Genomic DNA, 12334 nt, shown 5'->3' on the forward strand with positions numbered 1-12334 from the left:
CCGTCGCGATTGACGAACCGCGCGGCGCGCCGCAAAGTCCCGTCATGACAGAGCGTTTCACAGGCAGTTTCACCCAGCAGGAGCCGATCCCCGAAGAGGGGATCGAAGCGGCGCTGGATGTGCTGCGCAGCGGCAGGCTTCATCGCTACAACACCGCGCCGGGCGAAGTGTCGCAAGCCGCACTGCTGGAGCAGGATTTTGCCCGGATGACCGGTGCGAAATACTGCCTTGCGCTGGCTTCGGGCGGGGCTGCGATGACAACGGCCCTGCGCGCCGCGGGCGTTGGGCCCGGCGATCCGGTCCTGACGAATGCCTTTACGCTGGCCCCGGTGCCGGGCGCGATCGCGGCCGTCGGTGCGCGGCCGGTCTTCGTGGAGGTGACGCCCGATCTGGTGATCGACCTCGCGGATCTGGAGGCCAAGGCGGGGCAGGCCAAGGTCCTGCTTCTGAGCCATATGCGCGGTCATCTGTGCGACATGGCCCGCCTGATGGACATCTGCCGCGCGGCCGGCCTGATCGTGATCGAGGATTGCGCCCATACGATGGGGGCCGCCTGGAACGGCACGCCCAGCGGGCGCTGGGGGGATTTCGGCTGCTATTCCTGCCAGACCTACAAACATGTGAATTCGGGCGAGGGCGGTCTGCTGATTTCCGACGATGCCGAGGCGATGGCGCGCGCGATCGTGCTGTCGGGCAGCTACATGCTCTATGACCGGCACATCGCGGCTCCGGAGCCGGAGGTGTTCGAGCGGGTGAAATACGACACGCCCAATATTTCCAGCCGGATGGACAACCTGCGCGCCGCGATCCTGCGGCCGCAACTTGCCGCGCTGGAGGCGCAGGTCACACGCTGGAACGCGCGCTACCACGAGATCGAGGCCGGTCTGATGGGTGTGCCGGGCCTGACGCCGGTTCCCCGACCCGAGGCCGAAAGCTTCGTGGGCTCCTCGATCCAGTTCCTTCTGCGCGACTGGCCCGAGGCGTCGGTCCGCGAGGTGGTTGCCCGCTGCGCCGCCCGCGGGGTCGAGCTGAAATGGTTTGGCGCCGCCGATCCGGTGGGCTTCACCTCCCGCCATGACAGCTGGCGCTATGCCGAACGCCAATCGCTGCCCAGAACCGATGCGATCCTCGCGGGGCTTCTGGATATGCGCGTGCCGCTGACCTTCAGCCTCGAGGATTGCCGCCTGATCGCCCGGATCATCCGTGCCGAGGTTTCCGCCGTCTGGCAGGGGCAGGCCGCGGCGGAGTGATTGCCCGGGGCACGATGATTTCATCCTCCGGTCATGCGAATGCCGTGAACGGACCGAGGATACCCGGCCATGGCGCGACCCTATGTACCTCTTACCGTCATCGACGGCGGCAGGCCGAATCGCAGTCCGAAGTCCCGACGGGCCGACCTTGGGCCGATATGGCTCCTTGCCCTCGTGCTGGGGCTTGGCCTCGGGATGCCCAGCCCCCTCACGAACGAACTGCCCCCCGACGACCCGCCGGCGCGCGAGCCCGCGCCGGGTTGTCAGGTGGTCTCGGTGACTGATGGCGATACGATCCGGATGTGGTGTCCCGGACGCGGCACCGAACGGGCGCGGCTGCTGGGGTTCGATACGCCCGAATTGTTCTCGCCGCGATGCGCGGCCGAATACCTTGCCGCCCGGGAGGCCAAGGCAGCGCTGTCGCGTCTGATCCGGCGGGCGGACGAGGTCTCGATCGTGCGCGAGGGCACGGATCGCTATGGCCGCGCGTTGATCGGGCTTTACGCCGATGGCCAGCCGATTTCGCGCGCCATGATCGACGCGGGCCATGCCCGGCCCTATATGGGCGATCAGAGACGGGATTGGTGCGACGAGCTGCGCCGCTGATGCAGCCTTCGGGGCAGAATGGACGCGCAAGATGACCAAACGACTTGAGGAACGGGATGCCTACAGCGGGCTGACATGGGTCTATGTGGCCGCGCGCGATGTGCGGGGCCATCCCAGGGGGCGGCTCAACGCGGCGCTCTGGGCCATTGTGCTGTTTCTCGTGGGAACCGGGCTGCTCAAGCTGGTAGTCTTCTTGAATGCGGGGGCCGCGCTGTCGATGGCGGCGTTGTCGGGGCTCTTGCCGGTGCTCACGGGGGTGGGGCTCGCGCTGCGGGTGCCGTTTGCCCTTGTCATCGCGATCATCATGGCGGGCATCACGCTCTACACCACGGTGGGCGCTATGGGCAGCGACCAGAGCATCTGGTTCCTTGTCGACAGCCTCGTCGCTGTGGGCATCATCTTCTATCTGCTCGAGGGCGACCGGCCGAATTTCATCTATCGGCACCGATATCGCAAATATTCCGAGCTTTCGGACGAGGGGGCAGAGTGAGGCGTCACGGTCGCCGCGCAGCCGTGACATCGTCGCACGTGGGCCCGCATGGCGTTGACCCTCACGGCTGCCGATTGTAAGTGTCGGTCAATCTCCCGCAATGTGTCGGGATAGGGTGCCTTCTTCAGGGAAAGGGTCGTTTCGTGGACGGACTTCTTCGGGAATATCTGCCGATCATCGTCTTTCTGGGCGTGGCAATCGCGCTCGGAGCTGTTTTCCTGCTTGCCGCGCTGATCGTTGCGGTGCGCAATCCCGATCCGGAGAAGGTTTCTGCCTATGAATGCGGGTTCAACGCATTCGATGACGCCCGGATGAAATTCGACGTGCGATTCTACCTTGTCTCGATCCTGTTCATCATCTTCGACCTCGAGGTGGCGTTCCTGTTCCCCTGGGCTGTGGCCTTTGGCGAGATGTCGATGGTGGGTTTCTGGTCGATGATGGTGTTCCTCGCGGTCCTGACGATCGGCTTTGCCTATGAATGGAAAAAGGGCGCGCTCGAGTGGGAGTGACATTCGGCGCGATTGGCCGGGTGCGCTGAACGCTGACACCGCCGTCTGATCGGACACGATAAAAGGCCGCAGCGAACTGCGGCCTTTCGTTTTTTCGGCACCGTGTCCGGTGCGTCCCGGTTGCCGTCAGGCTCCGCGTCGACGCAGGAGAGCAAGGCCACCGAGACCTGCCAGGAGCAACGGCAACCCCGCGGGGAGAGGAATTGGCGATACGCCCTTGGCAGTGAAGGACAGGTCATCGAGGGCATAGTCGTTGCCGAGGAACGCGGTAGAGACCTGAAGAAGCGAGATCGTGATGCTCGTGTTCGCGCCCGAAAACCACGTGAACCCGAAGTTTTCCCAGACGCTCGATGTGGTGGTTGAAACCGATCCGAGGTTGTCCGTGCCGATCTCGAGCGCGATCGTGTTGGCGCTGCCAAAGAGACCGGCGATCCAGCCTGAGAATTCGTATTCGGTATTCGCCACGACGTTGACCGTTTGCGACCAAACGACGGCTCCGGCTGTGGTTCCGCCATTGATTGCCATCATGTTGCCCGACCCGCTTGTGTGATCGGAGAGGTTGGCGAAAGCCCCGTTCCAACTGCTGGCCAGTGTGGTTATCGCATACTCACCTGCGGTGCCGTTGCTGGCCGTCTCGACATAGTCCGAGGTGAACCCGACAGCCCCGCTCTCGAAGTCACCATTGATCAGTACAGAAGCAGCATTTGCCGCTGCTCCCGTCATCGAAAGCAGAGCCGCCAAGGCAATAGCTTTGTTCATTCGAAACCCCCACCGGTTGAAATATCTCCTTATTGCCCTGAAATCTGGCAGACTGGTTCCAGCCCGGGGAAGGGATTTCTGCACAGGTTTTCGAAACGCAAAGCCGGGGTTATGGCCGATTGCGAAAAACACCGGCGGATCTCCGATCAAAATTTTTCGAATTGAAAATCCGGGCGCAGGGCGCGTTTTCAGGTTTTCCAGGCAGACTGGTCGTTCGAAGGCTCGGGCAGGGCCCGATACGAGGCAATGATTCGGTCGATGGACCGGCGCGCGATATGCTTGTGATCCTCCGACAATCCCAGCGTGGCCACCATTTTCCAATGGCCGTACATGATCGTCACGAACAGGTAGGAAATCTCGGCGCAGCTGGCCATGGGGATGTCGGGGTAGCAGCTCCGGATTTCGTGCGTCAGCGTCAGTCCCAGCAGGGAGTATTGGCCGCGCAGGTTGTCCCGGATCGGGGCAGAACCCGCCGCGAGGCTGAAGAGCGCGTCATAGGCCTGATCATCCCGGGGCTTGGCCTGCCCCTCGAGAAGATCGAAGTAGAAATCGAAAAAGACCTTCAGCCGATCCGGCCCGCTGATCCCGGCCAATCCGTTCGTCAGCGCCTCGCGATAGGTTTCGGCCAGTCTGTCGGCCAATGCGAGCATCAGATCGTCCGGTTCCGGAAAGTAATAGCGCACAAGTTGCCGGGACACATTGGCCCCGCTTGCAATCCTGTCATATGAAAGCGTCGCCAGACCTTCCCGAAGCAGAACGGCAAAGGCGCCTTCGATTATTTCGGCGGATTTCGTGGACTTTTCATTAGGCATGACCGGCTCACGTAACCTACACTGAATGTGTCTCAGCCTAGCGGCGGTTTTGTCGCTCTGACAAGCCACCTGCGATGCCGCGACGCGTTGACGGGCCTAGGCTGGCGGGATAGATCCCCGGTCAAGTTGGATACAGATGTCGTCGATACACGGGAGACCCAGACATGGGCGTAGCCACCGGGCTGAACACGGCAGGGGCGGACCGCGAGGTCGCAACTCAGGAGCTGAACCGCGAATTGCAGGACAAGGGCTTCCTTGTCACATCGACCGCGGACATCATCAACTGGGCGCGCACCGGGTCGCTGCACTGGATGACCTTCGGTCTCGCCTGCTGCGCGGTCGAGATGATGCATACCTCGATGCCGCGTTATGACCTCGAACGCTTCGGCACCGCGCCGCGGGCATCCCCGCGCCAGTCGGACCTGATGATCGTGGCGGGCACGCTCACCAACAAGATGGCGCCGGCGCTGCGCAAGGTCTATGACCAGATGCCCGAGCCGCGTTACGTGATCTCCATGGGCAGCTGTGCCAATGGCGGCGGCTATTACCATTACAGCTATTCCGTCGTGCGCGGCTGTGACCGGATCGTGCCGGTCGACATCTATGTTCCCGGCTGCCCGCCCACGGCCGAGGCACTGCTTTACGGCATCCTTCAGTTGCAGCGCAAAATGCGCCGCACCGGGACGATCGTCCGCTAGTCACATTCCGGGGCGCGCTCGCGCCTCCCAGTCACCGATAGGTCCGTCCGACATGACAGAAGCGCTTAACGAACTTGGCCAGCACCTGGAACTCAAGCGGCCCGATTGCGTGCTGAGCTGGGAGATCGCGAATGACGAGCTGAACGTCACCGTCGCGCCGTCCTCGCTGGTGGGCTTCGTCGAGTTTCTCAAGATGGATGCGACGTGCCGGTTCTCGAGCCTCGTGGACATCACGGCGGTTGATTATCCGGGCCGGGGCAAGCGGTTCGACGTCGTCTATCACTTCCTGTCGATGTACCAGAACCAGCGCATTCGCCTGCGCGTCCAGATCCGCGAGGACGAGATGCTGCCGTCGATCATTGAGGTGCATCCCAGTGCCAACTGGTTCGAACGCGAAGTCTTCGACATGTTCGGCATCCTGTTTTCCGGCCACCCCGACCTGCGCCGTATCCTCACCGACTACGGCTTTCGCGGCTATCCGCTGCGCAAGGATTTCCCGACCACGGGCTATACCGAAGTGCGCTATGACGAGGTGCAGAAGCGCGTTGTCTACGAGCCGGTGAAGCTGGTTCAGGAATACCGGCAGTTCGATTTCCTCAGCCCTTGGGAAGGCGCCAAATACGTCATGCCCGGAGACGAGAAGGCGGAGAAGGCCGAGTGAGCGAGCGCGTCGGCATATCGTGCCCGCCTTGTGGGGTGGGTGATGTCTGATCGCATCGTTTTCGGCGTCGGCGCGACAAAGGCGGGCACGTCCTGGCTCTGGGAATGCCTGGCGTCCCATCCGGAGGTGGGCGCGCGCGCAGTGAAGGAATTGCATTACTTCGACACCGACGACACCGGCGATCAGGCCCGTCAGCTGGCGGGTTTTTCCCGGGCGCGGGCGCGGCTGGTCGCCAATAATGCGGCCCCCCGCCGGATCGGGGACCTCGATCGCCTGTGCGAGGTGATCGCGGGTAACAGGGAAGGCGACGCGGCCTACCGCGCATTCGTTTCGGGCGACGGTGTCGCGCTTGACGTGACCCCGTCCTACGGCTTGCTGCCCGTGTCCGCCTATGCGCGGATGATTGCCGGCTTTCCCGGTGCGCGGTTCATCTATCTCGTGCGCGACCCGGTGGAGCGGCTGTGGTCGCATATCCGCATGGAAGTCTCGCGCCGGATGAAGCCCGAGGCCGATTTCGATGCCCGGACCCGCGGCATGCTGCGCCGGATCGTCGATGACGCAGGCGAGCCGCAGATCACGACGCGGGGCGATTATGCCGATGCGATCACGCGGCTGACGCAGGCCGTGCCGCGCGCCCGGCTCAGCGTTCTGGTCAGCGAAGAGATGACGGCCGAGACCGTCTGCCGCGCCGCGGGGCTGGAGCCCCATCCGGCGGCGAAGGAGCGGGCCCACGAGGGTCGCCCCGCCGAAATGAAGGACGGTCTGCGCAGGCGCGCGGCCCGGTTCCTGCTCGATCAATACAGGTTCATGGCCGAGTTTCTCGGCCGTATCCCCGCCGCGTGGCGGGCCAACTACGAAAGGGCGATCGCATGATGGACGGAAGCAATATCCGGACCGACCGCTACGATGACGGGTCGACCGACGCCGCGACGGGCGAACAGCAGATTCGCAACTTCAACATCAACTTCGGCCCGCAGCATCCTGCGGCCCACGGCGTGTTGCGCCTTGTCCTCGAGCTTGACGGCGAGATCGTGGAACGCTGCGATCCGCATATCGGCCTGCTGCATCGCGGCACGGAAAAGCTGATGGAAAGCCGGACCTATCTTCAGAACCTGCCATATTTCGACAGGCTCGATTACGTGGCCCCGATGAACCAGGAACATGCCTGGTGCCTTGCCATCGAAAAGCTGACCGGCACCGAGGTGCCGCGCCGCGCCTCGCTGATCCGGGTTCTGTATTCCGAAATCGGCCGTGTCCTGAACCACCTTCTCAACGTCACGACGCAGGCGATGGACGTGGGCGCGCTGACCCCGCCGCTCTGGGGCTTCGAGGAACGTGAGAAGCTGATGATCTTCTACGAACGGGCCTGCGGCGCGCGGCTTCACGCGGCCTATTTCCGCCCCGGCGGCGTCCATCAGGACCTGCCGCCCGAATTGCTTGACGATATCGAGACTTGGGCACACGAATTCCCGGCCGTGCTTGACGATATCGACGGTCTTCTGACCGAGAACCGCATTTTCAAGCAGCGCAACGTCGATATCGGTGTTGTCACCGAGGACGAGATCCTCGACTGGGGCTTTTCCGGCGTGATGGTGCGCGGATCGGGCCTCGCCTGGGATCTGCGCCGTGCGCAGCCCTACGAATGCTATGACGAGTTCGATTTCATGGTGCCCGTGGGCAAGAACGGCGACTGCTTCGACCGCTATCTCGTCCGCATGGCGGAGATGCGGGAATCGACCAAGATCATCCTGCAAGCCATTGAAAAACTGCGGATGCCCGAAAATCAGGGCGACGTAATGGCGCGCGGCAAGATGGCCCCGCCCAAGCGCGGCGAGATGAAGACCTCGATGGAAGCGCTGATCCATCACTTCAAGCTTTATACCGAGGGCTTCCACGTCCCGGAGGGCGAAGTCTATGCCGCCGTCGAAGCGCCCAAGGGCGAATTCGGCGTCTACCTCGTGGCTGACGGCAGCAACAAACCCTACCGGGCCAAACTGCGCGCACCGGGATATCTGCACCTGCAGGCCATGGATCACATCGCCTCGGGCCATCAGCTGGCCGACGTGGCCGCGATCATCGGCACGATGGACGTCGTTTTCGGCGAAATCGACAGGTGAAGCACTTTGCAATTGTCCTTGCGGGGACGATTGCGTTGGCGGCCTGTGAAACGGAACAGGCCGCACCCACGGGTGTCATCATCGCACCAGGTGCCGCGGAGGCGGAGTTCCTCGTTGCTCGGCCCGACGCCGTGCCGTTATCGGAGCTCAGCCCCGAGGGCGCCGAGATCATGCGCGCCTTCCTCGAGACGCCGCGCAATTCCTATGGCGCGCTCCTCGCCTATGCCGCACTCGGGTTCGATTGCGGGCGGTTTCCCGTGAACCAGCAGACCTTGCCGGATTTCGAACGATTTGTCGGCCGGTCGCTGTTGCGGGCCAACGGGATGCCGGATGAAGATATCCCGCTGGTGGCCGATCGCGTGGGCTTCGACGTGGTTTCCCTTGGCATATCGCAGCTTCCGGACGATGATTTCGTTTATGATGGTGCGGGGAATCTGATCGGTCTCGCCCGTTGTGCCTGATTGTGCCTGATGGAGTCGCCCTATGATCAAGTTCTTTTCCCACGCATCCCGGATCGCCGGCCTGAGCATTCTTGCGATGCCCGCCGCGGCTGAAATCGCCCCCGCCGACATGGCGGGCCTTCTGCGCGAGGCCGAGTGTCGCGTTGACGCGGCCAGCCTCCAGTCGATTGCCGAAGACAGGGGCCTTGATGCGGACGAGGTGCAGGACGCGGTTCAGAATCTCTTTGCTCTCGGGGCTTCGCGGGTGGCCGAAGATGGCGCGGTCGAGCTGGCCCCGGCCTATTGCGGGCTGTTCGCGGCAGACACGGTCGAGGAGGTCCTGATCGCGGGGCTGCGTCTGAACGGATGCCGGATGGGCGAATCCACGGCCGAAGGCCTGCTGGCGCCGCTGGGGCTTGACCGGACGAACACGACGCCCGCAGTCGAGGCGCTGGTTGCGCGCGGCGATGCCCAGCTGATTGACGACTCCATTCTGATCCTGTCGCCCGAAGTCTGTGACGGGGCAGGGACGGAGGCCGGCGTCGATCCGGGCTCCGACATTCTGGCGACGATCCTCGATCTCGCGGGGGCCAATGGCTGTCGGATCACGGAAGAGGTCGCCGAAACGGGCTTTGCCGCCGCGGGCATCAGTATCTCCGAGGCCGAAGAGGTCGCCGAAGAGATGATCGCCGCGGGCCAGGCGCGGTTCATGTCCGATGTGTTCGAGATCTTGCCGCCGCTTTGCATCGCGGCCGAGGGCACGGCGCCGCCGCCGCCCGCATCCTCCGATCTCGTGGCGATGCGCAACCCCGACTGGCCCGCGTTCCTCGCGCTGTTCTCGGGCTATGGCTGCGCCATGACATATGAACAGGCCGTGATGATGGGGCCTGAATTCGGGCTTGATATCCGGGCCGCCGACGAACTGGCCGATCAGCTGATGGATGCGGGCCTTGCCTCTGAAGGGGGCGATTTCCTGATCCTCGATCCGTCTGTCTGCGCCCCCGGGCCCGAGAGTGCTCTGAACAGCCTCAAACTGGATCTCATGATCGAAATGGTTGCCCGGGATTGCACGGCCTCTCTGCTCGATCTGACCCAATGGGCGGCCGAGACGGGTGACGACCGGATGCTGGCGCAACGGGCGATTTCGGCGCTGTTGCGCGAAGACCGGCTCGTGCAGGACAGCCTCGCCCTTGTGCTGGACCATCCGGACTGCCGATAGCTGCGACCAAATCCGGTCTGGCACCTGCCGGCTGGCATGGTATCAAGGAAACGTCCGGGCGGAGACGCCCGCAACGCGACCGAAAGAGTTCAAGATGACCCTGTTTCGTACCTCCGGAATCCCGTTTCTCTTTGCCGCCATCGCGCTTGCAGGCTGCACGTCGCTGTCTCCGGAAGACATCGTTGTCGGCCCGGGCGAGGTGGCAAATCCGGCCCCCGTGGTCGAACCCGATCCGCCCGAGGTGCGCCTTGTCTCCGCGATCGAGGAGCAGGGCTGCGTCCTGACCGCCGCCAATGTCGAAACCATCCTGCTGGCCGCCAGCCTTACACAGGCCGAACTGGCCGAGATCACGCCGCGTCTGGCTGATGCGGGCCGGGTCGAGGTCGTGGGCAGCGGGGCAATCCGCGTCAACACCGAGGCCTGCGCATGATCGCGATCTTCGGGATCGTGCCCGGACTGCTTGTCATGACCGGCTTTGGGCTTCATACGGTGCCCCTGATCGTCCTGATTGGCGCGACTGGCGCCGCAATTCTAACCGGAACGTCCTGATGCTTCGCAGACTTCACGCCGACCAACCCGACAGCTTTGCCTTCACCCCCGATAACGAGGCCTGGGCCCGCGCCCAGATCGCCAAATATCCCGAGGGGCGGCAGGCCAGCGCGATCATCCCGCTTCTGTGGCGGGCGCAGGAACAGGAAGGCTGGCTCAGCCGGCCTGCCATCGAACATGTGGCAAGCATGCTCGATCTGGCCTATATTCGCGCGCTCGAGGTGGCGACGTTTTATTTCATGTTCCAGCTCAAGCCCGTCGGATCGGTGGCCAATGTCCAGATCTGCGGCACGCTGAGCTGCATGATCTGCGGCGCCGAGGATCTGGTCGGCCTGTGCAAGGAAAAGATCGCGGCCAAGCCGCACACATTGTCCGCCGACGGTAAGTTCAGCTGGGAAGAGGTCGAATGCCTCGGGGCCTGTTCCAATGCGCCCATGGCCCAGATCGGCAAGGATTATTACGAGGATCTGACGGTCGAGAGTCTTGGCCGTATCCTTGACGAAATGGCCGAAGGCAAGGTGCCGACGCCCGGCCCGCAGAACGGACGCTACGCGTCCGAGCCTGCCTCGGGCCTTACCAGCCTGACGGAGTGGGAAAGCGACAAGCTGCCGGCCAACGCCTCCGTCACGCTGGCCACCGAGGTCGGTGACACGCTCAAGCGGATCGACGGGACCGAGGTTCCGCTGGTCGCACCATGGACCGGGCCGAACGCGGGCGAGATGGCCCGGGCGAATGCCAGCGCCCACGGCGACCCCGTTCAGCATGCCGCAGAGCCCGCCGCGCGTGAAAAGGCACCCCGCCCGGCACCCGAGCCGGCCGCGACCGAGATGCCCAAACCCGCGAAGCCGGCCCCATCTGCGGCCGAGCCCGCAGCCCCCGTGACCGAGAGCGAGCCCGCCCGGCTTGATTCGCCCAAAGGTGGCACAGCTGACGATCTGAAGCGGATCACGGGCGTCGGACCAAAGCTGGAAGGCGTTCTCAACGAACTGGGGTTCTGGCACTTCGATCAGATCGCGCAATGGGGCCCCGCCGAGGTGGAATGGGTCGATGCGCGGCTGAAATTCAAGGGCCGCATCACCCGAGACGACTGGATCGCCCAGGCGCGAAAACTGGCAAGTGAGGGGTAAAGCCGGCCCGCGTCTTGATCAACGTGACGATTTGTTATGCCTGTGTACGATTTTCGATTATGAATGGCGTCATAAAGCCGCAGTAAGTGGAGCGGTGCCAGTCAAGACCGACAAGGGAGAGTAGAAGATGGCGGAACCAGCTGGAAACCTGAGGTGCACGATCACCTGTTGGCTGATCGGTTTACTGGTCGGGATACTCGCGATTGTCCTGCTGCGTCTGATCGGGGACCTCTCGTGGCCCGGCGCGATCTTCACCGGCGGATTGCTGTTCGTGGTGCTTGGCGCGCTTCTGAGCGTGATCCTGTGCAGACCGCTGCCCACGCTCGAAGAGGTGCAGGCCCGGCATGCCCGGACAACGACCGTCAGTTCGAGCAAGCCCGCCGCTGCGGCTGCCGCACCCGTTGCGACACAAGAACCGGCCCCCGCGCCTGAACCGGCACCTGCGCCGGCGCCTGTGGCCGAAACCGCGCCGGAGCCCGAAACAGCTCCCGCGCCCGCTCCCGCCGAGCCTGAGGCCACAGACCCCCCCGGCGAGGCCGACAAGCCCGAGATGCTGGGCGGACCGCGCGAGGGCGGGGCCGACAATCTCAAGGAGATCAAGGGTGTCGGACCCAAACTCGAGACGCTGCTCAACAGCATGGGCGTCTATCATTTCGATCAGATAGCATCCTGGACTGGCAAGGAAATCGCCTGGGTCGACGCCAACCTCGAAGGGTTCAAGGGGCGGGTGTCCCGGGACAACTGGGTCGATCAGGCCAAGGTCCTTGCGGCCGGTGGCGATACTGAATTTTCGAAGCGCGTGGAGGATGGCGACGTCTACTGACGTCGTCGCCCCGAGACGGAGAACGGATGAAATCCGATCGGGACAAGGCCAAGGAACAGGCAAGGGCAGGGCGTCGCGCTGCCCTTGTTGTCGTGGGCAGCGGCATATTCTGGATCGCGGCCATGTGGCTTGGCCCGCAACTCGGCCTGACCCAGCGCGTGCGCGCGCTATTTGATCTGATGGCTTTGGCGGGTTTCGGCCTTGGCCTCTGGATGACATACCAAGCTTGGCGTATAGGCCAGTAAATGACCCAACCCGGGCGCACGACGCCCGG

Annotated in this window: 17 protein-coding genes; 15 read left to right on the top strand and 2 right to left on the bottom strand. The window is 63.7% G+C overall.

What is annotated here, in order from left to right:
• Nucleotides 1-44: 44 nt before the first annotated feature.
• The 4 genes from EP376_RS02040 to EP376_RS02055 all read left to right on the top strand — a co-directional run bounded on the left by EP376_RS02040 (nt 45) and on the right by EP376_RS02055 (nt 2855).
• Nucleotides 45-1250, top strand: a complete 1206-nt coding sequence (locus EP376_RS02040; protein ID WP_127653865.1) for a DegT/DnrJ/EryC1/StrS family aminotransferase — start codon at nt 45-47, stop codon at nt 1248-1250.
• A 69-nt stretch (nt 1251-1319) separates the two neighbouring features.
• Nucleotides 1320-1856 (top strand): thermonuclease family protein, encoded by a 537-nt coding sequence (locus EP376_RS02045; protein WP_127653866.1) that lies wholly within the window; start codon nt 1320-1322, stop codon nt 1854-1856.
• Between the two features lie 31 nt (nt 1857-1887).
• Nucleotides 1888-2346, top strand: a complete 459-nt coding sequence (locus EP376_RS02050) for a hypothetical protein (RefSeq protein ID WP_127653867.1) — start codon at nt 1888-1890, stop codon at nt 2344-2346.
• A gap of 143 nt (nt 2347-2489) precedes the next feature.
• Entirely contained in the window at nt 2490-2855 is a 366-nt protein-coding gene (locus EP376_RS02055) for an NADH-quinone oxidoreductase subunit A (protein WP_127653868.1), read from the top strand.
• Between the two features lie 126 nt (nt 2856-2981).
• Here the strand turns inward: EP376_RS02055 and EP376_RS02060 are convergent, their stop codons facing one another.
• Both EP376_RS02060 and EP376_RS02065 read right to left on the bottom strand, forming a co-directional pair.
• Complete coding sequence (locus EP376_RS02060; RefSeq protein WP_127653869.1) at nt 2982-3614, bottom strand: VPLPA-CTERM sorting domain-containing protein; 633 nt, start codon at nt 3612-3614, stop codon at nt 2982-2984.
• Between the two features lie 188 nt (nt 3615-3802).
• Nucleotides 3803-4426, bottom strand: coding sequence for a TetR/AcrR family transcriptional regulator (locus EP376_RS02065; RefSeq protein ID WP_127653870.1), 624 nt, complete (start codon nt 4424-4426; stop codon nt 3803-3805).
• Between the two features lie 164 nt (nt 4427-4590).
• Between EP376_RS02065 and EP376_RS02070 the strand changes: the two genes are divergently transcribed.
• The 11 genes from EP376_RS02070 to EP376_RS02115 all read left to right on the top strand — a co-directional run bounded on the left by EP376_RS02070 (nt 4591) and on the right by EP376_RS02115 (nt 12305).
• Nucleotides 4591-5124 (top strand): NuoB/complex I 20 kDa subunit family protein, encoded by a 534-nt coding sequence (locus EP376_RS02070; protein WP_127653871.1) that lies wholly within the window; start codon nt 4591-4593, stop codon nt 5122-5124.
• A gap of 52 nt (nt 5125-5176) precedes the next feature.
• Nucleotides 5177-5785, top strand: coding sequence for an NADH-quinone oxidoreductase subunit C (locus EP376_RS02075; protein ID WP_127653872.1), 609 nt, complete (start codon nt 5177-5179; stop codon nt 5783-5785).
• Nucleotides 5786-5827: 42 nt separating this feature from the next.
• Nucleotides 5828-6658: a sulfotransferase gene (locus EP376_RS02080; RefSeq protein WP_127653873.1), complete on the top strand. Its 831-nt coding sequence runs from the start codon at nt 5828-5830 to the stop codon at nt 6656-6658.
• Nucleotides 6655-7902 carry an NADH-quinone oxidoreductase subunit D gene (locus tag EP376_RS02085; RefSeq protein ID WP_127653874.1) on the top strand — a complete coding sequence of 416 codons (1248 nt, stop codon included), beginning with the start codon at nt 6655-6657 and terminating at the stop codon, nt 7900-7902. The genes EP376_RS02080 and EP376_RS02085 overlap by 4 nt, the downstream gene beginning before the upstream one ends.
• Entirely contained in the window at nt 7899-8363 is a 465-nt protein-coding gene (locus tag EP376_RS02090) for a hypothetical protein (RefSeq protein ID WP_127653875.1), read from the top strand. The genes EP376_RS02085 and EP376_RS02090 overlap by 4 nt, the downstream gene beginning before the upstream one ends.
• 22 nt (nt 8364-8385) lie before the next feature.
• Nucleotides 8386-9561 (top strand): hypothetical protein, encoded by a 1176-nt coding sequence (locus tag EP376_RS02095; protein ID WP_127653876.1) that lies wholly within the window; start codon nt 8386-8388, stop codon nt 9559-9561.
• A gap of 94 nt (nt 9562-9655) precedes the next feature.
• A complete protein-coding gene (locus EP376_RS02100) occupies nt 9656-9991 on the top strand; it encodes a hypothetical protein (RefSeq protein ID WP_127653877.1) in 336 nt (111 codons plus the stop codon).
• On the top strand, nt 9988-10110 hold the full coding sequence (locus EP376_RS23485; protein ID WP_255519410.1) for a hypothetical protein: 123 nt from the start codon (nt 9988-9990) through the stop codon (nt 10108-10110). The genes EP376_RS02100 and EP376_RS23485 overlap by 4 nt, the downstream gene beginning before the upstream one ends.
• Nucleotides 10110-11237, top strand: a complete 1128-nt coding sequence (locus tag EP376_RS02105; RefSeq protein ID WP_127653878.1) for an NADH-quinone oxidoreductase subunit E — start codon at nt 10110-10112, stop codon at nt 11235-11237. The genes EP376_RS23485 and EP376_RS02105 overlap by 1 nt, the downstream gene beginning before the upstream one ends.
• 127 nt (nt 11238-11364) lie before the next feature.
• On the top strand, nt 11365-12060 hold the full coding sequence (locus EP376_RS02110) for a hypothetical protein (protein WP_127653879.1): 696 nt from the start codon (nt 11365-11367) through the stop codon (nt 12058-12060).
• Nucleotides 12061-12086: 26 nt separating this feature from the next.
• On the top strand, nt 12087-12305 hold the full coding sequence (locus EP376_RS02115; protein WP_127653880.1) for a DUF5337 domain-containing protein: 219 nt from the start codon (nt 12087-12089) through the stop codon (nt 12303-12305).
• Nucleotides 12306-12334: the final 29 nt, after the last annotated feature.

It is taken from the genome of Alexandriicola marinus, assembly GCF_004000435.1.
Taxonomy (GTDB): domain Bacteria; phylum Pseudomonadota; class Alphaproteobacteria; order Rhodobacterales; family Rhodobacteraceae; genus Alexandriicola; species Alexandriicola marinus.